Genomic DNA, 21119 nt, shown 5'->3' with positions numbered 1-21119 from the left:
GCCTTACCTCTCGGTCATGGCATAGCTATGGGCACGCAGCACCGGTTTGAGCAGATAGGACAGGATGCTCTTCTTGCCGGTCATGATGTCCACCTCGGCCACCATGCCCGGAATGATCGGGCGCGACGCACTCCCCAAATAAGACTTGCGCGTCCGCACCCGCACCAGATAGAAGGCGTTGCCCTTGTCGTCGGTGACGGTATCGGCGCCAATCTGCTCCAGCGTGGCGTCCAGCCCGCCGTAGATCGCGAAATCATAGGCCGTGAAGCGGACGAAGGCTTTCTGCCCCGGGTGCAGGAAGGCGATGTCACGCGGCAGGATGCGCGCCTCCAGCAACAGCGTGTCTTCCGTCGGCACGATTTCGACGATGTCCTTGCCCGGCTGCACCACGCCGCCGATGGTGTTCACCAGCAGCTGTTTCACCGTGCCGTTGACCGGAGAGCGCAACTCGGCCAGCTTCACCCGGTCGTTCAGCGCCACCCGGGTTTCGGTCAGGCTGCTCAGCTTTCCCAGGGTCTCGGACAACTCGGCGCTGGCCTGGTTGCGGAACGACAGCTCCACCTCCTCGATCTTGCGCTGCGCCTCGGCGATGGCCGCCTGGATCTTGGGAATCTGGGCCGCCGCCATGTCGCGCTCACCGCGGAAACGGCTGACATCACGTTCCAGCCGCAGCAGGTCGACATCGGACACGGCCCCGCTATCCTTGAGCGGGCGGGTTACCTGCAGCTCCTTGGTGGTGTAGCCGAGCCCCTGCTCGGCCTGTTCCCGCCGCGCCCGCACTTCCACCAGCTCCTGGTTGCGCTGCGCCAGCTGCTCGCGGGCGATCGACACGTTGGCCTCGAGCTCGCGCCGTTTCGAGCCGTACAGCTCCAGCTCGTGCGCCCCGATGTCGGGTGCTTCGCGTTGTACCTCGGGCGGCACCACGAAGGCCCGTCCGTCGGTGATGGCGCGCAGCCGCGCCGCCTTGGCCAACAGTGACAGGTACTGTGCGCGGTTCTCGTTGAGCGATGATTCGAAACGGGTGCTGTCGATCTTCAACAACAGCTGGTTCTTCTGCACCCGATTTCCCTCGCGCACCAGGATCTCCGACACCACCCCGCCGTCCAGGCTCTGGATGCGCTGAATCTGGCTGGAGGGCACCACCTTGCCCTCGCCGCGCGCCACTTCGTCCACCTGGGCCAACGACGCCCACACCAAACCGGCAAACACGATCGCCAGCAGCAGCCAGACAAAGAAGCGCGGCCGCACCGGCTGCTGCTCCAGAATCGCCCAATCGGCATCGGCGGCAAAATCCTGCCGCTCCCGCAGATCGCGCGCACTGAGCCAGTCCAGCCAGCGCTCCAGCCAGGCCGGCCCCAGCCCCCCCTCCGCGCCCGACAGCCGCACCCGCAGCCAATGACGCCAACCGCGACCCTCGCTCATAGCCCTCTCCCCAGCCGCCCTTCCTTGAGCGCCTCCAGCACCTGCTGCTTCGGACCATCCGCCACCACCTGCCCCTGATCCAGCACGATGAGGCGATCGACCAGGTCGAGCAGCCCCGCGTGATGCGTTACCAGCACCATGGTCCGTCCCTGCGCCAGCTTGGCCAGCGACTGCTTCACCTTGGTCTCGCTGGCGCTGTCCATATTGCTGGTCGGCTCATCCAGCAACAGGATGCGCGGCGCGTTGACCAGTGCCCGCGCCAGGCACACCGCCTTGCGCTGTCCCCCGGACAGCGACTCGCCACGCTCGCCGATCAGCATGTCGTAGCCTTGCGGATGATGGTTGACGAAATCGCTCAGCCCGACCATCTCGGTGGCGGCAACCACGCTGGCGTCGTGGACGAAGCTCGACCCCATGGTGATGTTCTGCCGCAGCGAGCCATAGAACAGCAGCGGATCCTGCGCCGCATAGCCGACGTGGCGCCGCAATTCGGCCGGATCGAGCTGTTGGATATCGATACCATCGACCCGTACCGCCCCCTCGGTCGGCGAGTACAGCCCCATCATCAACTTCTGCAGCGAGCTCTTGCCCGAGCCCACCCGGCCCAGCAAGGCCACCCGCTCGCCAGCCTTGATGCGGAACGACACATCCTTCAGCACCGCCTGCTGCGTGCCCGGGTAGACGAAACTGACGTTGTTGAACTCGATCTCACCGACAAACTGCACGCGGTGGAAGAAAGGGGTGTCACTGTCGCGCTCCACCGGCATCTTCATCAAGCCCTCCAGCGACGTCAGGGCGTTGCGTGCGTTGTGGTATTGCGTCAGGAGCCCGGCCACCTGCCCCATCGGCGACAGCGCACGGCTGCTGAGCATCATCGCCGCGATCAGCGCCCCCAGGCTGGCGTCCCCATTGATGATGGCGTACACCCCGACGATCAGGATACCGACCACGATCACCTGCTGCTGAAACGAAGCAAAGTGACTCGCCAGCGACGACAGCACCTTGAGCCGGGTACCGATCTGGGCCAGGAACAACGTGGCCGCCTCCCAGCGCCGCTGCTGCTCGCCCTCGGCACACTGCGTCTTGATCGCCTCGAGCCCGACCAGAGCCTCCACCAGGTAGGCGTTGCGCTGCGCCGCCGCCTTGAAGCTGTCCTGCGTCAGCGACTGCATGCGCGGCTGAATCAACAGCGCCGCGCCGAGAATCAGCACCATCGCCAGAGACAGGGGCAGCAGGAACCACGGGGAGATCCAGGCGATCACCGCCATGAACAGCAACACGAAAGGCAGATCGACGAAGGCCGTCACGGTGGCCGAAGCGATGAAATCGCGCACCTGCTCGAAGGCGCGCAGATTGGCGGCAAACGCGCCGACCGATGCCGGCCGGGCATCGAAGCGCAGACCGACGACTTTTTCGAAGATCAGGGAAGACAGCATGACATCGACCCGCTTGCCAGCGATATCGATCAGGTAGCTGCGCGTCATGCGTAGCAGGAAGTCGAACAGCAGCACCAGCCCCAAGCCGAGCGCGAGCACCCACAGGGTATCGGTGGCCCGGTTCGGCACGACGCGGTCGTAGACGTTCATGGTCACCACCGGCGTCGCCAGCGCGAACAGATTCAGCAAGGTGGCCGCAACCAAGGCATCGCGGTATAGCGGACGGCACTCCAGCAGCGCCTGCCAGAACCAGTGGCGCGTGCGTACCCGGCCCAGTTCGGGAGCACGCGGTTCGAAGCGGAAACGGGGACGAACGAAGATGGCATAGCCGAGATACCGCCCATCGAGCTCTTCGCGCGCCATGGTCATCTCGCCGTCGCTCAAGGCGCCCAGGCTGATACGGGCAGAGCCGTCATCGTTCCAGCCCCACAGCAGGCAGGCATCGTCGTCCTTGAGCAGCAATACCGCTGGGAGCAGATGCTGGTCTATCGTGTCGAGCGGGCGCCGGCTCACGCGCGAGGCGAGGCCGGTGCGCCGCGCGGCGCGGCCGAACAAGGCCGGCGTCAGCCGATTGTTGGAGAGCGGGATGCCCGCCACCAACGCCTCGTGCGTGGTCGTCACGCCATGAATGCGCGTCAGCTGGAACAGGCATTCCAGCAGCGGATCCACATGCACGGACCTCGGAGATATCCCGATGTCCTTGATGGAAGCGCTATCCATCTCCTACCCCCTATTGGCCACATTACCTGACTGAATCGTTATTACTGTTTCAGTCAGTTATAGGACATTCCAGAAGGGTAAGGCAGGACAATTATGTATTTTTTTGGGATTGGCTGGAGCGAACGAAAAAGATGACGAAGCCGAAGAACAACACCGTCAGCATGACCTCCACGCCGGCCAGCTGTTGCGAGAGCCCGGCGTCGGCCCAGGCGCGCATCACGCCTTCGGCGAAGAAGGCGAGGATGAACATGCTCGACCACTGGTAAGTGTAGATACGCCCCTTGAGCACCCCCATCAGTGGCGCCAGCAGCACCACGGCCTTCAGGGCCAGCAGCGAGCCGCCCGGACGCAAGGGAGCCAGCCACAGCTCCCAGCCCAGGGTCAGCAGGATCAGGGCGATCAGACTGACGATCGCCCCCCAATGAAAGAAACGTACACTCATGCGGTCTCGCGCTTGGGCTGACGCCCGAAGAAAATGGCCATGATAATGCCGAACTCGTACAGCAACCACAGAGGCAGCGCCAGCATGATCTGCGACAACACGTCGGGCGGCGTCACCACGGCGGCGACGACAAAAGCTCCGACGATGACATAGGGGCGGCCGGCACGCAGTTTCTCCACCGTCACGATGCCCATGCGCGTCAGGAGGATCACCACGATCGGCACCTCGAAGGTGACGCCGAAGGCGACGAACATGCCGAGTACGAAGGACAGGTACTTGTCGATGTCGGTCATCATCGCCACCCCTTGCGGGGTCACCGAAGACATGAAGCCGAACACCACCGGGAACACCAGGAAATAGGCAAAGGCCATGCCGGTGAAAAACAGCACCACGCTGGACACCACCAGCGGCAGAATCAGCCTTTTCTCGTGGGCGTACAGGCCCGGGGCGACGAAGGCCCAGATCTGATACAGGGTATTTGGCAGCGAGATCAGGAACGCCACCAGCATGGTCACCTTGACCGGCACGAAGAACGGCGCAGTGACGTCGGTGGCGATCATGTTGCTGCCGCTGGGCAGCACGTCGAGCAAAGGCTTGGCCAGTAGGTGGTAAATGTCGCCGGACCAGTGGAACAGGGCCAGAAACACAATCAGCAGACCGGCGGCGGCACGCACCAGGCGCGTGCGCAGTTCGATCAGATGCGCCAGGAGAGGCTGTTCGTTCATTCGCGCGTTTCGGCAGGAGGGGTGGCGGGTTTCACCGGAGGACTGTCGAACAGATCCAGCTGGTTTTCATCGTGGACCACGACAGGCGCGGCGCCCGGCTCGGTGCTGTCACCTTCGCGAGCGGCCGCAAACAGATCGGCTCCCAGCGCCGCATCCGGCTCGGGAGAGTGCGGAGCAATCGAGGAGTGGGCGGAATCGAGCACTGCGGTGGCCTCGTCACCGACTGCACGCACGGCCGCGACATTCTCCTGCATCACACCTTCGACCTCCTTCATCTCGGTCTCGATGCTCTGCCGGAACGAAGCGGTCGCGTTCTGTACCTCCTGCTGCAGCGAGGCGAGGCCGGTCAGGTCGGCCTGCTGGTGGATGTCGGCCTTGACGCTGGCGACGAAGCGCTGCGCCCGGCCGATCAAGGCCCCCAGGGTGCGCGCCACCGTCGGCAGCTTTTCCGGCCCCAGGACGACCAGCGCCACCACGCCAATCAGCAGCAACTCGCCAAAACTGATCTCAAACACCGCGCAGTCCGCCGCTTACTTCTTCTCGGACTCGCCGTCGATAACGCGGCCAGCCGGTTTGTCATCCTTCTCGGTCTCGCCCTTCATGCCTTCCTTGAAACCGCGCACGGCGCCGCCGAGATCCTCGCCGACGTTACGCAGCTTCTTGGTGCCGAAGATCAGGACCACGACCACCAACACGATGAGCCAGTGCCAAATGCTGAAAGAACCCATGATGACTTCCCTTTACTTAATACGATCGTTCAGGCCGCGCGCCTGGACAGCGCCGCGGTCATGTTGCTCAGGCCTTGTGGCCGAACACATGGATATGCAGGTGAAACACTTCCTGGCCGCCGGCGCGGCCAGTGTTGATGCCGGTCTTGAAACCGGCGGCCAGCCCCTGCTCGCGCGCCAGCTTGGGAACGTGCGCCAGCAGGCGGCCCAGCATGGCCTCGTGCTCCGGGCCACACTCGGAGAGCGACGCCACGTGCTGCTTCGGAATGATCAGGAAGTGCACCGGGGCGATTGGCCGGATGTCGTGGAAGGCGAGCACGTCGTCGTCTTCGTAGACCTTGTCGCAGGGAATTTCGCCGGCAGCAATCTTGCAGAAAAGGCAGTCACTCATGTCCACAAATCCTTGGATATCAGGCGGTCGGGGTACGGGAGGCTTTTTCGTCGATGCCGGAAATGCCCTCGCGGCGCTTCAACTCCATCAGCACGTCCTCGGCACGAAGGCCATGATAGGTGAGCAGCACCATCGAGTGGAACCACAGATCGGCCACTTCGCGCACCAGGTGCAGCTTGTCCTTGTCCTTCGACGCCATCAGGGTTTCGGCGGCCTCTTCGGCGACCTTCTTCAGGATGGCATCCTCGCCCTTGTGGAACAGCGATGCCACGTAGGAGGACTGCGGACTGGCTTCGCGCCGGGCTTCCAGCGTGTCGCCGATCGTTTTCAGCACGTCAATGCTCATGGTGTCGGGGTTCCTGTGCGGTTAATCCGGCAAGTATATGTCGATTCTGTTGCCGTCCGGTAACAAAGGTCGAGCAGGGTTATCCTAGGTCAAACATCGGCCGGGAAGCCCGGCTCAATGCTGGTGGTAGATGGCGTCTGGGTCTTTCAGCACCTCGTCCACCACCACCCAGCCGCCATTCTCGTAGCGGCGGTAGAAGCAGCTTTCCCTGCCGGTATGACAGGCAATGCCGCCGGCCTGCTCCACCTGCATAGTGACCACGTCGCCGTCGCAGTCGAGGCGCAGTTCCTTGACGCTTTGCAGATGGCCCGACTCCTCGCCTTTCTTCCACAGGCGCTGACGCGAGCGGCTCCAGTAATGGGCGATACCGGTATCGGCGGTGAGCTGCAGCGACTCGCGGTTCATCCACGCCACCATCAGCACACGGCCGCTGCGGACATCCTGGGCAATGGCCGGCACCAGGCCGTCGTCGTCCCACTTCACTTCATCAAGCCAGTTCATCTTCACTTCCATTGTTTCGGTGTGGCTTACAGCCGCACTTCGATGCCGGCGGCCTGCATCGCTTCCTTGGCCTCGCGCACGGTGTATTCGCCAAAGTGGAAGATGCTGGCGGCCAGTACCGCATCGGCCTTGCCTTGCTTGATGCCATCGACCAGATGCTGCAGGTTGCCGACACCGCCCGAGGCGATCACCGGAATGTTCACGCCTTCGGACACGGCCCTGGTCAGCGGCAGGTTGAAGCCGATCTTGGTACCGTCACGGTCCATGCTGGTGAGCAGAATCTCGCCGGCGCCCAGCTCCTGCATCTTCTGCGCCCACTCCACCGCGTCGAGACCGGTGCGGTTGCGGCCGCCATGGGTGAACACCTCCCAGCGGTCGTTCTCAGGCGTCACCGCCTTGGCGTCGATGGCGACCACGATGCATTGGCTGCCGAACTTGTCTGCGGCCTCTTTCACCAGTTCCGGGTTGGTCACGGCGGCGGTGTTGATGCTGACCTTGTCGGCGCCGGCGTTGAGCAGGCGGCGAATATCCTCGACCTTGCGCACGCCCCCGCCCACGGTCAGCGGGATGAACACCTGCTCGGCGACCGACTCGATCACGTGCAGGATGATGTCACGATCGTCGGAACTGGCGGTGATGTCGAGGAAGGTCAGCTCATCGGCTCCCTGTTCGTTGTAACGACGGGCGATTTCCACCGGGTCGCCGGCGTCACGCAGACCGACGAAGTTGACCCCTTTCACCACGCGGCCGGCAGTGACGTCGAGGCAGGGAATGAGGCGTTTGGCTAAAGGCATGGGCGAGTGCTACCACGGCAAGACGGGACACCCCGTCACCAGCCACATGACTGGTGCGGCAGTGCCCCGCAAATCAATTAGACGCTCAACTCGTCGGCCAGGTTCTGGGCCTGGGCGAAGTCGATGCTGCCTTCGTAAATGGCGCGGCCGGTGATGGCACCTTCGATGCCTTCGCCTTCCACCGCGCACAGCTGCTTGATGTCGTCGAGGTTGGTCAGGCCACCGGAGGCGATCACCGGAATGGTCAACGCCTGTGCCAGCTTGACGGTAGCCTCGATGTTGACGCCGTTAAGCATGCCGTCGCGACCGATGTCGGTGTAGATCACCGAGGCCACGCCGTAATCCTCGAAGCGCTTGGCCAGATCGATCACGTTGTGCTGGGTGATCTTGGCCCAGCCGTCGATGGCGACCATGCCGTCCTTGGCGTCGAGGCCGACGATGACCTGTCCGGGGAAGGCATCGCAGGCATCGTGCAGGAAGCCGGGGTTCTTCACCGCGGCGGTGCCGATGATGACGTACTTGAGACCCATGCCGAGATAGGCATCGATGGTGTCGAGATCACGGATGCCGCCGCCGAGCTGTACCGGCAAATCCTCGCCTACCTCGGCGAGAATGTCGCGGATCACCGCCAGGTTCTTCGGCTTGCCGGCGAAGGCGCCGTTCAGATCCACCAGATGCAGGCGGCGGGCGCCCTGATCACGCCAGTGCACGGCCACCTTGACCGGGTCGTCCGAGAACACGGTGGCATCTTCCATCACGCCTTGCTTGAGGCGGACACACTGACCATCCTTGAGGTCGATTGCGGGTATGAGCAACATGGTGCTGAGTGATTTGTCGGTAAGTTAGACACTGCCGTCCCAGGCGAGGAAGTTCTTCATCATCTGAAGTCCCGCGCGGTGGCTCTTTTCGGTGTGAAACTGGGTCGCGAACACGTTGTCGCGCCCCACGATGCAGGAAAACCGGTCAGGGTATTCGCTCTCGGCCAAGGTCAGGCCGGGGTCGGCCGGGGCGAAATGGTAGCTGTGCACGAAGTAGAAGCGCTCGCCGTCGTCGATGCCGGCGAACAGCGGGTGCGACCGGGTCTGGAACACCCGGTTCCAGCCCATGTGCGGTACCTTGAGGCGATCGCCGTTGGCGTCGACCATGCCGTCGGCAAAACGCACCACGTTGCCGGCAAACAGCCCGAGACCGGGGGTATTCCCCTCCTCGCTGTGCTCGAACAACAGCTGGGCGCCAACGCAGATGCCGAAGAACGGCTTGCTCTTGGTGGTCTCGATCACCGCTTCGGCCAGGCCGTAGCTGTTCAGTTCGCGCATGCAATCGGGCATGGCGCCCTGCCCCGGGAAGACGACCTTGTCGGCCTTGACGATGGCCTCGGGGTCGCGCGTCAGAAACACCTCGGCGCCAACCTCGTTGACGGCCTCGACGGATTTCAGCACGGAATGCAGGTTGCCCATGCCGTAGTCGATAACGGCGACTTTCATGCGGTCAATGTCCCCTTGGTGGACGGCGTCACGCCGGCCATGCGTTCGTCGAACTCGACCGCCATCCTGAGCGCCCGGCCAAAGGCCTTGAACACGGTCTCGGCCTGGTGGTGGCTGTTGACGCCGCGCAGGTTGTCGATGTGCAGCGTCACCATCGAGTGGTTGACGAAGCCGTGGAAGAATTCGGAGAACAGGTCGACGTCGAAGCCGCCGATGGCGGCGCGGGTGAAGTCGATGTGGTACTGCAGGCCGGGACGGCCGGACAGATCGATCACCACGCGCGAGAGCGCTTCGTCGAGCGGCACGTAGGCGTGGCCGTAGCGGCGGATGCCCTTCTTGTCGCCGATGGCCTTGGCGAAGGCCTGGCCGAAGGTGATGCCGATGTCCTCGACGGTGTGATGGGCATCGATATGCAGGTCGCCCTTGGCGACGATTTCGATGTCGATCAGGCCGTGTCGGGCGATCTGGTCCAGCATGTGGTCGAGGAACGGCACGCCGGTATCGAAATGGGAGTGGCCGGTGCCGTCCAGGTTGAGGCTGACGGTGATCTGGGTTTCCAGCGTATTACGGGTAACGGTAGCGGTGCGCATGGTCATTCGAAATAGGCGTTAAGCGCGGCAAGTACCGCGGAATTCTCGTCCGGCGAGCCGACGGTGAAGCGCAGGCAATGCGCGAGCAAGGGATGGGCGCCGTGCAGGTTCTTGATCAGGATGCCCTGCTGACGCAGGTAGTCGAACAGGGCCGGGGCGTCCGGGACGCGGACCGTGAGGAAATTGGCCTCGCTCGGGAAGACGGTACAGGCGGGCCACTGTGCCAGCGCTTCGGCCAACCTGGCGCGCTCGCGGCGCAGTTCGCTGGCCTGGGCGTCGAACACGTCCATGTGTTTGAGCGCCACCTTGGCGGCCGCCTGGGTCAGCACGTTGACGTTGTACGGCGGGCGCACCTTGTCGAGTTCGGAGATCCAGTCCGGGGAACCGGCGGCGTAGCCTAGGCGGATGCCGGCCAGGCCGAGCTTGGACAGCGTGCGCATCACCAGCAGGTTGTCGACACGGCCGGCGAGATCCATGAAGCTGTCGTCGGCGAAGGCCTGGTAGGCCTCGTCGACCACCACCAGCCCCGGCGCGGCGTCCAATACCGCCAACACGTCTTCACGCGGGAAGCGGTTGCCGGTCGGGTTGTTGGGGTAGGACAGGAACACCACGGCAGGCTGGTGCCGTTCGATGGCGGCCAGCATCGCCGACAGGTCGAGGGTAAAGTCGGCTTTGAGCGGCACGCCGACGTACTCCAGCCGGGAGAACAGCGCGTTCATCTTGTACATGACGAACGACGGCTCGGCGGCCAGCATCACCGCGCCGGGCTTGGCCAGGGCCTGTGCCACCATCGTGATGATTTCGTCGGAGCCGTTGCCGAGCAGCACCTCGGCCGCCGCCGGGATGGCGAAGGCGTTCTTGAGCTGCGGCTTCAAGCCGCCCCCGTGCGGATCGGGATAGCGGTTGATCAGCGCGTCGGCCAGCGCCTGCCCCAGTTCCGCGCGCAGCGGTTGCGGCAGGCGGTAGGGGTTTTCCATGGCGTCGAGCTTGATCAGGCCCGAGGCATCGGCGACGTGATAGGCCCCCATCGCGGCGATTTCAGGGCGGACCAGGTGTTGTGCAGACAGTTTCATCTCGATTCCACGAACCGGCCGATCACGGCCGGGACGCTGCGGCCCGGCATGGGGCCGGCTCAGGGTGGCGACAAGTCGTCATCGTACCGCGTTCGTTCCGATTGGGCTACCCGGGGACGGTCTTGCCCGCCTCATTTATCCAGCCGTAATTCGGCGGCGCGGGCGTGGGCGGTCAGGCCCTCGCCGTGAGCCAGCACGCTGGCGATCTGGCCGAGCTTCTGCGCGCCGGCGTGCGAGACGCGGATCAGGCTGGTGCGCTTCTGGAAGTCGTACACCCCGAGCGGGCTGGCGAAGCGCGCGGTGCGGCTGGTCGGCAGCACATGGTTGGGGCCGGCGCAGTAGTCGCCCAGGCTCTCGGAGGTGAAGCGGCCCATGAAGATGGCGCCGGCGTGCTTGAGGCCGGGCAGCCAGGTGTCCGGCTCGGCCACCGACAACTCCAGGTGTTCCGGGGCGATGTAGTTGGCGATGGCGCAGGCCTCGGCCAGGTCCATCACCTCGATCAGCGCGCCGCGGTTACCGAGGCTGGCCTCGATGATGGCGCGGCGCGGCATGCTCGGCAGCAGTTTCTCGATGCTGGCTTCCACCTGGGCGATGTAGTCCGCCGACGGACACAGCAGGATGGCCTGGGCGATCTCGTCGTGCTCGGCCTGGCTGAACAGGTCCATGGCGATCCAGTCCGGATCGGTCTCGCCATCGCAGATCACCAGGATCTCGGACGGGCCGGCCACCATGTCGATGCCGACCACGCCGAACACGCGGCGCTTGGCGGCGGCGACGTAGGCGTTGCCGGGACCGGTGATCTTGTCGACCTGCGGCACGCTCTCGGTGCCGTAGGCCAGCGCGGCGACGGCCTGCGCCCCGCCCACGGTGAACACCTTGTCGACGCCGGCGACGTAGGCGGCCGCCAGCACCAGGTCATTCCTTTCGCCGCCCGGCGTCGGCACCACCATGATGATCTCGCCCACGCCGGCGACCTTGGCCGGCAGCGCGTTCATCAGCACCGAGCTGGGGTAGGCGGCCTTGCCGCCCGGCACGTAGATGCCGACGCGGTCGAGCGCGGTGACTTGCTGGCCCAGCAGCGTGCCGTCCTCGTCCTCGTAGCTCCACGACTGCATCAACTGCTTCTCGTGGTAGCGTCGCACCCGCGCGGCGGCGGCTTCCAGCGCCTCGCGCACGTTGGCCGAAAGACGGTGGTAGGCGGCTTCGAGCTCGTCGCGCGACAGCGTCAGGCCGGCCATCGAGGCGGCATCGGTGCGGTCGAAGCGGTTGGTGTACTCCACCAGCGCCGCGTCGCCGCGCGCCTTGACGTCGTCGCAGATGGCGGCCACGGCGGCATCGACCGCCGGGTCCTGCGCGGTTTCAAACGCCAGCAGCGCCTTGAGGCGCTCGGCAAAATCGGCTTGGGAGGAAGAGAGTCGCAGCATGCTGGTTCCGTTTCTGGCTCAGGCCGGCACGGCCGAGGCGAAGGCATCCAGCACCGGCTGGATGGTGTTGTATTTCAGCTTCAGCGCGGCCTGGTTCACCACCAGTCGCGAACTGATGTCGAGGATGTGCTCGACCGCCAGCAGGTTGTTGGCGCGCAGCGTGCCGCCAGTGGACACCAGGTCGACGATGGCGTCGGCCAGGCCGACCAGCGGCGCCAGTTCCATCGAGCCGTACAGCTTGATGATGTCGACGTGCACGCCCTTCTGCGCGAAGTGTTCGCGGGCGATCTTGGGGTACTTGGTAGCCACCTTGAGGCGCGCGCCGTGCTTGACGGCATCGTCGTAGTCAAAGCCGTTCTGCACCGCCACCATCATCTTGCACTTGGCGATGTTGAGGTCGAGCGGCTGGTACAGGCCGGCGCCGCCGTGCTCGATCAGCACGTCGCGCCCGGCGATGCCGAGGTCGGCGGCGCCGTACTGCACGTAGGTCGGCACATCGGAGGCACGCACGATGACCAGGCGCACGTCCGGATGGTTGGTGCCGATGATCAGCTTGCGCGAGGACTCCGGGTCTTCGGCCGGAACGATACCGGCGGCGGCCAGGAGCGGCAGGGTTTCTTCAAAAATGCGGCCCTTGGACAGGGCAATCGTCAGCGTCATGGCGAGGCTCAGGCAATCAATATTCAGTAAGGTTGGGCATCAGGGCATCAGGGCGCGGCGTTCGCGCTCGAGCTGGCCGACGTAACGCTGGATCAGGTTTTCCATGGCGGTCGGCAGCTGCTGGAAGGCGCAGCCGATGCGCAGCGCATCCTGTCCGTTGCGGCGCTGGACCGGCAGGCGGTGGCGCACTTCGAGGCGGACCTGCAGCACGCCCAGCGGCTTGAGGTCGAGCGAGCAGTCGTAGTACACCTGCCCGACGTCGAAACCCGCCGTGGTCGGCGACGGCAGCCAGAACGACAGGCCGCCCAGGCTGATGTCGAACAGCGGCAGGTCGAGCGTGTGCTGCGGGTAGTCGACGATGCGGCAGATCACCGGGTTGGCGACCGGGGTCTGGATGCGGAAGAACTCGCGCCGCTGCAGCTTGATCACCTGCTCCGGCAGGTCGACCTCGAACGCCGGGCGTCCGTCCAGCTCGATGCGCCGTGGCTGGCCGGTGACGAACTGGGTTTTCACCCCGTCCGGCGAGCAGACGAAGACGTTGCGCTCGCTGGCCAGGAATTGCTCGTTGACGCCGGGTTCGGCCCCCCAGTCCAGCGTCAGGGTGCCGTTCTGGGCGTCGACGCCGAGGATACGGGTGAGGATGAAGGTGCGGCCCTTGTTGGAAAACACCGTCACCATATGCCCCTGCTGGGCAATGCTGCGCAGATGGTGGGCAATCTCGACCGGCGATGCCAGGGTGTAGTTGGCCAGGTCCAGCGTGTCACTGGGGGCGACCGGGCTATCGGAGCGGTTTTCTTCGGTCACAATCACGACTTTCGGTATCTTCGGCGGCGCATCGACGCCCATTTTAGCGTATTAGCTCTTTTATATCATGAGCCAGATCGGCCGCGGGCAAACCGTAAGGCAGATAGACGCGCAATTGTCCGCTCCGATCGAACAAATAGGCGCCGGCGCTGTGGTCCACGCTGTAGCCGCCGCCCGGCTCGGCACGCTTCTGCGCCACGATCTTGAAGCGTGCCTCGACCTCGCGCACGGCCTCCGGCGAGCCGCTCAGGCCGATGAAGCGGGGGTCGAAATGCGGCACGTAGCCTGCCAGCAGCGCCGGGGTATCGCGCTCGGGGTCGACGGTGATGAACAGCACCTGGACCTGGTCGGCCTGGGAGCCCAGCAGTTTCATCGCCGAGGCGAATTCGAGCATGGTGGTAGGGCAGACGTCGGGACAATGGGTATAGCCGAAGAACAGCGCCACCACCTTGCCCTTGAACTCGCTGAGCGAACGGGGTTTGCCGGTGTGATCGGTCAGGGTGAAGTCGCCGCCGAACTTGACGCCGGCAATATCGGTACCCTTGAATTCCGCCTTCGGGGTGTCGGGCGAACAGGCCAGCAGCGAAGCCAGCAACAAGCACGTCAGCAGTCTGACTATGAATGCGCGCATCAGTACGGAGCAATCCACCAGTAGTGATCGATCAGCAGGGCCGCAAACAGCCAGGTCAGGTACCAGATCGACCAGGTGAAGGTGCGGCGCGAGAGGGCGTCAGCATACTGGCGATGGAGATGGGCGGCAAGCCAGATAAAACGGGCGTTGAGCATGACAACGACGACAAGGTAGAGCAGGCCTGCCTCGCGCAATGCGACCGGGAGCAGCGTCACCCCGGCCAAGAGGCAGGCATAGAGCAGGATGGACAGGGTGGTGAAACGGATGCCGTGGGTGACCGGCAGCATCGGCAGGCCGGCGCGGGCGTAGTCGTCGCGGCGGTACAGCGCCAGCGCCCAGAAGTGCGGCGGGGTCCAGGTGTAGATGATCAGAAACAGCACCAACGGCAGCGCGCTGATGTCGCCGGTGACCGCCGCCCAGCCCAGTACCGGCGGCATGGCGCCGCTGGCACCGCCGATCACGATGTTCTGCGGGGTGTTGGGCTTGAGCAGCAGGGTATAAACGATGGCGTAACCGACGAAGGTGGCCAGCGTCAGCCAGGCGGTGAGGGCGTTGACGAAGGCCACCAGCAGCGCCATGCCGAAACCGCCGGCGCCGAGTGCCACCAGCAGCGTCTCCAGCACGCCGGCCTCGCCGCGTGCGGTGGCGCGCCAGGCGGTGCGGCGCATGCGCGCGTCGACGGTGCGCTCGACCAGGCAGTTGACCATCGCCGCCGCCCCGGCCACCAGCGCGATGCCGAGCGTGGCGGGAATCACCAGGTTGGCCGAAGGCAGCTCGGGCGTGGCGAGGAACATGCCGATCACGGCGCAGAACACGATCAGCGCCACCACGCGCGGCTTGGCCAATTGCCACAAGGCGCGCACGTGGCTCCGGGTGAGGTCGCGGCTCAGCGTCGTCATTGCAGGCTCCTTTTGTCGGTCAGGCCATGGTGCAGCCGGACGGACAGCGTGGGCAGCGCCGGCAAGGCGCGCCAGCGGCATTGCGCGGCGAGCAGCACCGTCACCGACAGCAGCAACAATGCCCCGGCGTTGTGCGCCACGGCCAGCGGCAGCGGCAGTTGCAACAGCACATTGGCGATGCCCAGCGCCACCTGCAGCAGCCAGGCCCCCAGCAACAACAACAGCGACGGACGCAGCGCAGCCTGGCGCCAGCCGCTCAAGACCAGGCTCCATACCAGCAGCGACACCAGCACGGCGCCGGCACGATGCAACCAGTGGATGGCGATCAGGTTAGCGCTGTCGAGCGGTGTGCCGTCCGGTGCCATGCCCAGCTCCCGCCACAGATGGAAGGCGTGCTCGAAGCGCATCGCCGGCGGCAGCCAGGCGCCGTTGCAGGTCGGAAAGCCCTGGCACGCCAGCGCGGCATAATTGGACGAGACCCAGCCGCCGAGCGCGATCTGCAGCAGCACCGCCAGCACCAGCAACCACGCCAGCCCGGTGACGGCATGGGGCGCCTCGACGGCCGGCCGACGCAGGCCGAACCACAGCAGCCCGGCGGCGATACTCATGCCGCCGATCAGGTGCAGCGAGACGATGGCGGGCTTGAGCAACAGGGTGACGGTCCACATGCCGAGCAGGCCCTGCACCACTACCCCGGCGAGCAACAGACTGGCCGGGAGCCGCTCGTGACGCCGCCGCCAGGCCAGCACGGCCGTGAGCAGGATGACCAGCCCCAGCGAGGCCGCCAGGTAGCGATGCAGCATTTCCTTCCACGCCTTGGGCAGACTCACCGGGCCGTCGGGGTTGGCCACGGCGATCTGCTGAATGGTGTCGGCGGCATGGTGGGGCGAGAGCTGACCGTAACAGCCTGGCCAGTCGGGACAGCCCAGGCCGGCGTCGGACAAACGCACGTAGGCGCCGAACGGCACCACGAGACAGGCCAGCAGGATGGCGAAACCGATGAGCTTTCTCATGTCTCCCCTTTCGGACGGGTTTCCCGTCGTGGTCAGGACCGTTTGGCCCACCGGGCAGGCCTAGGCTGGCCGCGGCGGATACGGCACAGGCCGTGAGTCTTGCGCGCCCGGACCGGCACGCGGCGCCCGCTCTCAGCCCAGACCGTTATTGGTCTTGAGCAGACGGGCCAGTTCGCGGATGACCGGCCCCGGCTCGGCCTGATCGGGGTAGAACATCACCTGGTTGCCCAGAGGATCGATCAGGTAGTAGCCGTCGCGACGCAAGGCGGCGGCGGGGTCGAGCGGCAGCCCGAGCAGCCCCGCCGGCAGCGGGCCGGCATCCGGCGTGCGCAGCTCGACGCGCTGCATCCGCGTGAAAGCCTCCCCCTGCGCGGCATGAATCTGCCGAAGCACGAAACGCCGCTGCTTGCAGTCATCGGAACAGCGCCCGGCCTGCACCGTCAGCAGCACCCACTTGCCCCGGGGCCACCCCTCCTGCCGCGCGCCGGCCAGCGGCGCCACCTGCAGCAGTTGGCCGTAGCTCTTGCCCCCGGCCGGCGGCATCAGGTAGTACGCCAGGTAGGAACCCAGCACCGGGCTGATGCAACACAAGGCGATCAGGAACAGCTTGAGGCGGCCTCGGTGCCGCGGCACCGCGCCCCCGGCACGGGCGGGCTGGCCATCGATGGGCAATGACATCATGTGCGCCTCCACAACAGCACCGACCCTGCTATCAGGCATAGCCCAAGCAGCAGCCATTGCAAAGCGTAGCCATAGTGGCGACGGGGATCGAAGGGGGGCCGGGCGGGCCAGGCCCGCAACGGCGCGGTGGTCTCACCCAACACCACCACCCCGCCGCGCAAGTGCCGGCCCAAGCGCCGGGCCAGTTGCACCGGATCGACGTCGTCCACCCGGCCCTGGGTACCACGCAACGCACCGGGCAACGTGAAGCGCTGCGGCAAGGGCATCCAGCGCCCGTCCAGCTTGGCGGGCAACGGCGGCAGCGGCGTGCCTGCCCGTGCGTCTACCAGCCACCCCCTATCCACCAGCACCGCCGAGCCATCGGCCAGCGCCAGCGGTACCAACACCCTCACCCCCGGGCGGCCCTCCAGCAGCGAGTTGGCCAGCAGCAATGACGCCGCCATCGGCCGGCCTTGCAGCTGCACCCGGCTCATGTCCGGCACGGCGGACAGCGCTCGCGTCTGCAGGGGCTCTGCCGGACGTCGTGCCGACGCATCGAACGCCGCCAGTTGGGCGGAGCGAACCTCGCCTCGCTGCCATTGCCAGACAGAAAGGAGGCCGGGTACGCCGGCCAGCAGGACCAACCCCAGCGCCTGCCAAGCCCGGGACTTTCGTCTAGGCTTACAAGAGGACACTGGTAAAGGGGGACCGGATATGAAACTGCTCGTGCTCGTTCTGCTCGCCTGCATCATCCTCACCCTGTTCTGGGGCTTGAACGGCCTGTTGCGCAGTGAGCCCGGCTCGCAACGCGTAGTGCGCTCGCTGACGCTCCGGGTCGGGCTGTCGATCGGCCTGTTCTGCCTGCTGATTCTGGGCGCGCTGTTCGGCTGGTGGCGCCCCCATCACCTGTGAGTTCCGCTCGTTCGGCCAACCCTGAGGTTGGCCGAAGAATTAAGACACTGGCCGGCGCTCCCTAGAGCCAGTACACCAGGGTAAACAGCAGCAGCCACACCACGTCGACGAAGTGCCAGTACCACGCCGCCGCCTCGAAGGCGAAATGGTGCTCGGGGTTGAAATGCCCCCGCATCACCCTCAGCCAGACCACCGCCAGAATGATCGCCCCCAGCAGCACGTGCATGCCATGAAAGCCGGTCAGCATGTAGAAGGTCATGCCGTAGGCACCCGAGGCCAACGTCAGATTCAGCTCGTGCATGGCGTGGCGGTATTCATAGGCCTGCAGGCTGAGAAACAACACCCCCAGCAGCACCGTCGCCCCCAAGCCAATGGTCAGCGACGCGCGTTTGCCCTGGATCAGCCCCCAGTGCGCCCAGGTCAGCGTGGCGCCCGACGACAGCAGGATCAGCGTATTGATGGCCGGGAGCCCCCACGCCGCCATCGCCTGGTAAGGCTGGGTGATGCCGGGCCCGGTGGACAAGGGCCACGCGGCGGCGAAATCCGGGTAGAGCAGCTTGTGTTCGAAATTGCCGAGCTCGGGCACCGAGATCGTGCGCACGTAGAACAACGCGCCGAAAAAAGCGGCAAAGAACATCACCTCGGAGAAGATGAACCAGCCCATCCCCCAACGGAACGAGGTGTCCTCCTTGCCGTGATACTCCCCTTTCAGGCTCTCGCGGATCACGTCGCCAAACCAGCCGAACAACATGTAGAACAGGATGGCGAAGCCGACCCCCAGCGACACCTTGCCAAAACCGACACCGTTGACCGCCAGTGCCGCGCCCAGGCCCAGGCAGAACAGCGCCAGCGCACCCACCACCGGCCAGCGCGAGGGTTGTGGCACGAAGTAATGCGTTTGATGCGAGACCGATTCCATGCCCGTTCTCCTGTAGATGACTCACTCCCCGCCCCAGCCGGAACGAGGACGGCCCGACCGCGCGGAAGAGCAGCGGCGGCATCCCCGCTCAGCAGCCCCGGCAACGCGCCGAGCGCCATGCTTCGCCGCAGGCCGCCGCCCGCCTTGGCGCGCCCAGACCCGTCGACGTCAGCGGGTCACCAGCGACACCAGCAGTAACAGCCCGCCGATGAAACATGCCAGCAGCAGCAGCGCGGCCACCGCGATCTGCCAGAAGCGCAGCTTGACGTCCTGCCGTGCCGCCTTGCCCTTGCGGATGCCGAGAAACGCCGACAGCACCGCCGACACCCCGGCCAGCCATTTCACGGCGTCCCCTGCCCCGGCACATCGAACACGCTGTAGGCCAGCGTGATCTCGCCGATCTCGGCTGGCATGGCGCGGTCGATCACGAACACCACCGGAAAGCGCCGGGTCTCGCCGGGTTTGAAGACCTGCTGGCGGAAACAGAAACACTCCAGCTTCTTGACGTAATTACCGGCCGCCGCCGGCAGGTAGCGCGGCACCGCCTGGCCGGTGACCTCGCGGTTGCTGGCGTTGGTGATCTCGTAGTCGACCCGCACGAATTCGCCGCGCGGCGCCGCCATCTGCCCCACCAGCGGCCTGACCTGCCACGGCAGGCCCGCTTGCACCGTGGCGTCGAAGCGCAGGCGCACCGGCGCCGCCGTGACCGCCGGATCACTCGCCACTGCCGCCGGCGCATCGGCCTTGACCAGCTGGTTGATGCCGGTCACCTCGCAGATCACCCGGTACAGCGGGATCAGCGCCCAGGCGAAGGCGAACATCACGCAGGCGATGACGCCCAGTTTCAGCAGCAGTACCCGGTTATCCGCTCGGCTCGATTCCGCCATACCTCCCGCTCAGTGATGAGCGCCCCCCGTCATGGAATGGATCACGCCGTTATCGCCCGCCTCCACGTGCGGCGCCTCGACGAAGCTGTGGTAAGGCGCCGGCGTCGGAATCTGCCACTCCAGCGTCTCGGCCCCCTCCCACGGCTTGTGCGGCGCCGCCTGGCCGTGCCGGATCGAGCGCAGCATGTTGTAGAGGAAAATCAATTGCCCCAGGCCGAAGCAGAAGGCGCCGATCGAGGCGATGCGGTTGAAATCGGTGAACTGCAGCGCGTAATCGGGAATGCGCCGCGGCATACCGGCCAGGCCGAGGAAGTGCATCGGGAAGAAGGTCACGTTGAACCAGATCATCGACCACCAGAAGTGGAATTTGCCGAGCGGTTCCGAGTACATCTTGCCGGTCATCTTCGGAAACCAGTAATAGATCGCCGCGAACAGGCTGAACAGGGCGCCCGCCACCAGCACGTAATGGAAGTGCGCCACCACGTAATAGGTATCCTGCAACTGGATATCCACCGCGGCCACCGACAGGGTCACGCCGGACAGGCCGCCGATGGTGAACAGACAGACGAAACCGACCGCGAACAGCATCGGCGTCTCGAAACTCATCGACCCCTGCCACATGGTGCCGATCCAGTTGAACACCTTCACCCCGGTCGGCACCGCGATCAGCATAGTGGCGTACATGAAGAACAGCTGGGCGGTGGCCGGCATGCCGGTGGTGAACATGTGGTGCGCCCACACCATGAACGACAGCACGGCGATGGAGCTGGTGGCGTACACCATCGAGGTGTAGCCGAACAGCGGCTTGCGGCTGAAGGTCGGGATGATGTGGCTGACGATGCCGAATGCCGGCAAGGCCATGATGTACACCTCGGGATGGCCGAAGAACCAGAAGATGTGCTGGTACATCACCGGGTCGCCGCCGCCGGCGGCGTTGAAGAAATGAGTGCCGAAGTGGCGGTCGGTCAGCACCATGGTCACCACCCCGGCCAGCACCGGCATCACCGCGATGATCAGGTAGGCGGTGATCAGCGACGCCCAGGCGAACATCGGCATCTTCATCATCGTCATGCCCGGCGCGCGCAGGTTGAGGATGGTGACGATGATGTTGATCGAACCCATGATCGAGCTCACGCCGAGGATGTGGATGGCAAAGATGGTCAGGTCCATGCCCATGCCCATCTGCGTGGCCAACGGCGCGTACAGCGTCCAGCCGGCGGCGGCAGCGCCACCGGGCACGAAGAAGGAAATCAGCAGCAGCGCCGCCGCCGGTGGCAGCAGCCAGAAACTCCAGTTGTTCATGCGCGCAAACGCCATGTCCGGCGCGCCGATCATCAGCGGCAGCAGCCAGTTGGCGAGCCCGGTGAAGGCCGGCATGATGGCGCCGAACACCATCACCAGGCCGTGCAGCGTGGTGAGCTGATTGAACAGCTCCGGCTGGAAGAATTGCAGCCCCGGCTGGAACAGCTCGGCGCGGATGCACAAGGCCATCACCCCGCCCGACAGGAACATGGTGAACGAGAACCACAGGTACATCGAGCCGATGTCCTTGTGGTTGGTGGCAGCCAGCCAGCGCCAGAGGCCGGTCGGCTTGCCGTGTGCGTGGGGAGCGTGTCCCGCCGTGGTGCTGATCGCCATGCTCGTCCTCCTGATTCCCC

At 65.3% G+C, this 21119-nt stretch carries 27 protein-coding genes; 1 reads left to right on the top strand and 26 read right to left on the bottom strand.

The genetic code is table 11. The features are described from left to right. Positions 1-3 precede the first annotated feature (3 nt). The 22 genes from FURADRAFT_RS00545 to FURADRAFT_RS00440 form a co-directional block, all read right to left on the bottom strand. On the bottom strand, positions 4-1422 hold the full coding sequence (locus FURADRAFT_RS00545) for an HlyD family type I secretion periplasmic adaptor subunit (RefSeq protein ID WP_008952130.1): 1419 nt from the start codon (positions 1420-1422) through the stop codon (positions 4-6). After that, positions 1419-3527, bottom strand: coding sequence for a type I secretion system permease/ATPase (locus FURADRAFT_RS00540; protein ID WP_328268997.1), 2109 nt, complete (start codon positions 3525-3527; stop codon positions 1419-1421). The genes FURADRAFT_RS00545 and FURADRAFT_RS00540 overlap by 4 nt, the downstream gene beginning before the upstream one ends. A gap of 142 nt (positions 3528-3669) precedes the next feature. After that, positions 3670-4020 carry a DUF2069 domain-containing protein gene (locus tag FURADRAFT_RS00535; RefSeq protein WP_008952128.1) on the bottom strand — a complete coding sequence of 117 codons (351 nt, stop codon included), beginning with the start codon at positions 4018-4020 and terminating at the stop codon, positions 3670-3672. Continuing rightward, entirely contained in the window at positions 4017-4745 is a 729-nt protein-coding gene (gene tatC / locus FURADRAFT_RS00530) for a twin-arginine translocase subunit TatC (protein ID WP_008952127.1), read from the bottom strand. The genes FURADRAFT_RS00535 and tatC overlap by 4 nt, the downstream gene beginning before the upstream one ends. After that, on the bottom strand, positions 4742-5260 hold the full coding sequence (gene tatB / locus FURADRAFT_RS00525; protein ID WP_008952126.1) for a Sec-independent protein translocase protein TatB: 519 nt from the start codon (positions 5258-5260) through the stop codon (positions 4742-4744). The genes tatC and tatB overlap by 4 nt, the downstream gene beginning before the upstream one ends. Before the next feature lie 15 nt (positions 5261-5275). Continuing rightward, positions 5276-5473 carry a Sec-independent protein translocase subunit TatA gene (gene tatA, locus FURADRAFT_RS00520; RefSeq protein WP_008952125.1) on the bottom strand — a complete coding sequence of 66 codons (198 nt, stop codon included), beginning with the start codon at positions 5471-5473 and terminating at the stop codon, positions 5276-5278. Positions 5474-5540: 67 nt separating this feature from the next. Then, the gene (locus tag FURADRAFT_RS00515; protein WP_008952124.1) at positions 5541-5864 is read right to left on the bottom strand and encodes a histidine triad nucleotide-binding protein; all 324 of its coding nucleotides are present in this window, start codon (positions 5862-5864) and stop codon (positions 5541-5543) included. Between the two features lie 19 nt (positions 5865-5883). Further along, the gene (locus tag FURADRAFT_RS00510; protein WP_008952123.1) at positions 5884-6210 is read right to left on the bottom strand and encodes a phosphoribosyl-ATP diphosphatase; all 327 of its coding nucleotides are present in this window, start codon (positions 6208-6210) and stop codon (positions 5884-5886) included. A gap of 114 nt (positions 6211-6324) precedes the next feature. Further along, the gene (gene hisI / locus FURADRAFT_RS00505; RefSeq protein WP_081455917.1) at positions 6325-6723 is read right to left on the bottom strand and encodes a phosphoribosyl-AMP cyclohydrolase; all 399 of its coding nucleotides are present in this window, start codon (positions 6721-6723) and stop codon (positions 6325-6327) included. Positions 6724-6737: 14 nt separating this feature from the next. Beyond that, positions 6738-7505, bottom strand: a complete 768-nt coding sequence (gene hisF, locus FURADRAFT_RS00500; RefSeq protein ID WP_008952121.1) for an imidazole glycerol phosphate synthase subunit HisF — start codon at positions 7503-7505, stop codon at positions 6738-6740. A gap of 77 nt (positions 7506-7582) precedes the next feature. Further along, positions 7583-8323 carry a 1-(5-phosphoribosyl)-5-[(5-phosphoribosylamino)methylideneamino]imidazole-4-carboxamide isomerase gene (gene hisA / locus FURADRAFT_RS00495; RefSeq protein WP_008952120.1) on the bottom strand — a complete coding sequence of 247 codons (741 nt, stop codon included), beginning with the start codon at positions 8321-8323 and terminating at the stop codon, positions 7583-7585. Between the two features lie 24 nt (positions 8324-8347). Then, the gene (hisH, locus tag FURADRAFT_RS00490) at positions 8348-8989 is read right to left on the bottom strand and encodes an imidazole glycerol phosphate synthase subunit HisH (RefSeq protein ID WP_008952119.1); all 642 of its coding nucleotides are present in this window, start codon (positions 8987-8989) and stop codon (positions 8348-8350) included. Beyond that, the gene (gene hisB, locus FURADRAFT_RS00485; protein WP_040652113.1) at positions 8986-9579 is read right to left on the bottom strand and encodes an imidazoleglycerol-phosphate dehydratase HisB; all 594 of its coding nucleotides are present in this window, start codon (positions 9577-9579) and stop codon (positions 8986-8988) included. The genes hisH and hisB overlap by 4 nt, the downstream gene beginning before the upstream one ends. A gap of 2 nt (positions 9580-9581) precedes the next feature. Further along, positions 9582-10652 carry a histidinol-phosphate transaminase gene (hisC, locus tag FURADRAFT_RS00480; protein ID WP_008952117.1) on the bottom strand — a complete coding sequence of 357 codons (1071 nt, stop codon included), beginning with the start codon at positions 10650-10652 and terminating at the stop codon, positions 9582-9584. Positions 10653-10783: 131 nt separating this feature from the next. Then, a complete protein-coding gene (hisD, locus tag FURADRAFT_RS00475; protein WP_008952116.1) occupies positions 10784-12076 on the bottom strand; it encodes a histidinol dehydrogenase in 1293 nt (430 codons plus the stop codon). An 18-nt stretch (positions 12077-12094) separates the two neighbouring features. After that, positions 12095-12736 carry an ATP phosphoribosyltransferase gene (gene hisG / locus FURADRAFT_RS00470; protein WP_008952115.1) on the bottom strand — a complete coding sequence of 214 codons (642 nt, stop codon included), beginning with the start codon at positions 12734-12736 and terminating at the stop codon, positions 12095-12097. 39 nt (positions 12737-12775) lie between these two features. Further along, entirely contained in the window at positions 12776-13546 is a 771-nt protein-coding gene (locus tag FURADRAFT_RS00465; RefSeq protein ID WP_236261502.1) for a flagellar brake protein, read from the bottom strand. 37 nt (positions 13547-13583) lie between these two features. Continuing rightward, positions 13584-14171, bottom strand: a complete 588-nt coding sequence (locus FURADRAFT_RS00460) for an SCO family protein (protein WP_008952113.1) — start codon at positions 14169-14171, stop codon at positions 13584-13586. Further along, positions 14171-15070: a heme o synthase gene (gene cyoE / locus FURADRAFT_RS00455; RefSeq protein ID WP_008952112.1), complete on the bottom strand. Its 900-nt coding sequence runs from the start codon at positions 15068-15070 to the stop codon at positions 14171-14173. Before cyoE ends, FURADRAFT_RS00460 begins: the two co-directional genes overlap by 1 nt. Beyond that, a complete protein-coding gene (locus tag FURADRAFT_RS00450) occupies positions 15067-16083 on the bottom strand; it encodes a COX15/CtaA family protein (protein ID WP_008952111.1) in 1017 nt (338 codons plus the stop codon). Before FURADRAFT_RS00450 ends, cyoE begins: the two co-directional genes overlap by 4 nt. 132 nt (positions 16084-16215) lie before the next feature. After that, positions 16216-16764, bottom strand: a complete 549-nt coding sequence (locus tag FURADRAFT_RS00445) for a hypothetical protein (RefSeq protein ID WP_008952110.1) — start codon at positions 16762-16764, stop codon at positions 16216-16218. Further along, entirely contained in the window at positions 16761-17492 is a 732-nt protein-coding gene (locus FURADRAFT_RS00440) for an SURF1 family protein (protein WP_236261513.1), read from the bottom strand. Before FURADRAFT_RS00440 ends, FURADRAFT_RS00445 begins: the two co-directional genes overlap by 4 nt. Between FURADRAFT_RS00440 and FURADRAFT_RS00435 the strand changes: the two genes are divergently transcribed. Next, positions 17458-17655, top strand: a complete 198-nt coding sequence (locus tag FURADRAFT_RS00435) for a DUF2909 domain-containing protein (RefSeq protein WP_008952108.1) — start codon at positions 17458-17460, stop codon at positions 17653-17655. The genes FURADRAFT_RS00440 and FURADRAFT_RS00435 overlap by 35 nt on opposite strands. Before the next feature lie 61 nt (positions 17656-17716). Here the strand turns inward: FURADRAFT_RS00435 and FURADRAFT_RS00430 are convergent, their stop codons facing one another. The 4 genes from FURADRAFT_RS00430 to ctaD form a co-directional block, all read right to left on the bottom strand. Beyond that, complete coding sequence (locus FURADRAFT_RS00430; protein ID WP_008952107.1) at positions 17717-18574, bottom strand: cytochrome c oxidase subunit 3; 858 nt, start codon at positions 18572-18574, stop codon at positions 17717-17719. Positions 18575-18742: 168 nt separating this feature from the next. Continuing rightward, positions 18743-18919, bottom strand: a complete 177-nt coding sequence (locus tag FURADRAFT_RS19920; protein ID WP_008952106.1) for a DUF2970 domain-containing protein — start codon at positions 18917-18919, stop codon at positions 18743-18745. Further along, complete coding sequence (locus tag FURADRAFT_RS00425) at positions 18916-19461, bottom strand: cytochrome c oxidase assembly protein (protein WP_008952105.1); 546 nt, start codon at positions 19459-19461, stop codon at positions 18916-18918. Before FURADRAFT_RS00425 ends, FURADRAFT_RS19920 begins: the two co-directional genes overlap by 4 nt. A 9-nt stretch (positions 19462-19470) precedes the next feature. Further along, positions 19471-21099, bottom strand: coding sequence for a cytochrome c oxidase subunit I (ctaD, locus tag FURADRAFT_RS00420; RefSeq protein ID WP_008952104.1), 1629 nt, complete (start codon positions 21097-21099; stop codon positions 19471-19473). Between the last annotated feature and the right edge of the window lie 20 nt (positions 21100-21119).

Source organism: Pseudogulbenkiania ferrooxidans 2002 (assembly GCF_000174355.1).
Lineage (GTDB): Bacteria > Pseudomonadota > Gammaproteobacteria > Burkholderiales > Chromobacteriaceae > Pseudogulbenkiania > Pseudogulbenkiania ferrooxidans.
The sequence above is the reverse complement of the archived record's forward strand: the minus strand, read 5'-3'. Positions and strand labels throughout refer to the sequence as shown.

Excerpts from the sequence above, each read along its gene's own strand:
- FURADRAFT_RS00460 (WP_008952113.1), bottom strand. The coding sequence starts at position 14,171 with ATGCGCGCATTCATAGTCAGACTGCTGACGTGCTTGTTGCTGGCTTCG.
- FURADRAFT_RS00450 (WP_008952111.1), bottom strand. The coding sequence starts at position 16,083 with ATGAGAAAGCTCATCGGTTTCGCCATCCTGCTGGCCTGTCTCGTGGTG.
- FURADRAFT_RS00545 (WP_008952130.1), bottom strand. The coding sequence starts at position 1,422 with ATGAGCGAGGGTCGCGGTTGGCGTCATTGGCTGCGGGTGCGGCTGTCG.
- tatA (WP_008952125.1), bottom strand. The coding sequence starts at position 5,473 with ATGGGTTCTTTCAGCATTTGGCACTGGCTCATCGTGTTGGTGGTCGTG.
- hisG (WP_008952115.1), bottom strand. The coding sequence starts at position 12,736 with ATGACGCTGACGATTGCCCTGTCCAAGGGCCGCATTTTTGAAGAAACC.
- FURADRAFT_RS00510 (WP_008952123.1), bottom strand. The coding sequence starts at position 6,210 with ATGAGCATTGACGTGCTGAAAACGATCGGCGACACGCTGGAAGCCCGG.
- ctaD (WP_008952104.1), bottom strand. The coding sequence starts at position 21,099 with ATGGCGATCAGCACCACGGCGGGACACGCTCCCCACGCACACGGCAAG.
- cyoE (WP_008952112.1), bottom strand. The coding sequence starts at position 15,070 with ATGACGACGCTGAGCCGCGACCTCACCCGGAGCCACGTGCGCGCCTTG.
- hisC (WP_008952117.1), bottom strand. The coding sequence starts at position 10,652 with ATGAAACTGTCTGCACAACACCTGGTCCGCCCTGAAATCGCCGCGATG.
- hisD (WP_008952116.1), bottom strand. The coding sequence starts at position 12,076 with ATGCTGCGACTCTCTTCCTCCCAAGCCGATTTTGCCGAGCGCCTCAAG.
- hisI (WP_081455917.1), bottom strand. The coding sequence starts at position 6,723 with ATGGAAGTGAAGATGAACTGGCTTGATGAAGTGAAGTGGGACGACGAC.
- FURADRAFT_RS00430 (WP_008952107.1), bottom strand. The coding sequence starts at position 18,574 with ATGGAATCGGTCTCGCATCAAACGCATTACTTCGTGCCACAACCCTCG.
- hisB (WP_040652113.1), bottom strand. The coding sequence starts at position 9,579 with ATGCGCACCGCTACCGTTACCCGTAATACGCTGGAAACCCAGATCACC.
- hisA (WP_008952120.1), bottom strand. The coding sequence starts at position 8,323 with ATGTTGCTCATACCCGCAATCGACCTCAAGGATGGTCAGTGTGTCCGC.
- tatC (WP_008952127.1), bottom strand. The coding sequence starts at position 4,745 with ATGAACGAACAGCCTCTCCTGGCGCATCTGATCGAACTGCGCACGCGC.
- hisF (WP_008952121.1), bottom strand. The coding sequence starts at position 7,505 with ATGCCTTTAGCCAAACGCCTCATTCCCTGCCTCGACGTCACTGCCGGC.
- FURADRAFT_RS00515 (WP_008952124.1), bottom strand. The coding sequence starts at position 5,864 with ATGAGTGACTGCCTTTTCTGCAAGATTGCTGCCGGCGAAATTCCCTGC.
- FURADRAFT_RS00425 (WP_008952105.1), bottom strand. The coding sequence starts at position 19,461 with ATGGCGGAATCGAGCCGAGCGGATAACCGGGTACTGCTGCTGAAACTG.
- FURADRAFT_RS00445 (WP_008952110.1), bottom strand. The coding sequence starts at position 16,764 with ATGATGTCATTGCCCATCGATGGCCAGCCCGCCCGTGCCGGGGGCGCG.
- FURADRAFT_RS00535 (WP_008952128.1), bottom strand. The coding sequence starts at position 4,020 with ATGAGTGTACGTTTCTTTCATTGGGGGGCGATCGTCAGTCTGATCGCC.
- hisH (WP_008952119.1), bottom strand. The coding sequence starts at position 8,989 with ATGAAAGTCGCCGTTATCGACTACGGCATGGGCAACCTGCATTCCGTG.
- FURADRAFT_RS00435 (WP_008952108.1), top strand. The coding sequence starts at position 17,458 with ATGAAACTGCTCGTGCTCGTTCTGCTCGCCTGCATCATCCTCACCCTG.
- FURADRAFT_RS00440 (WP_236261513.1), bottom strand. The coding sequence starts at position 17,492 with ATGCAGGCGAGCAGAACGAGCACGAGCAGTTTCATATCCGGTCCCCCT.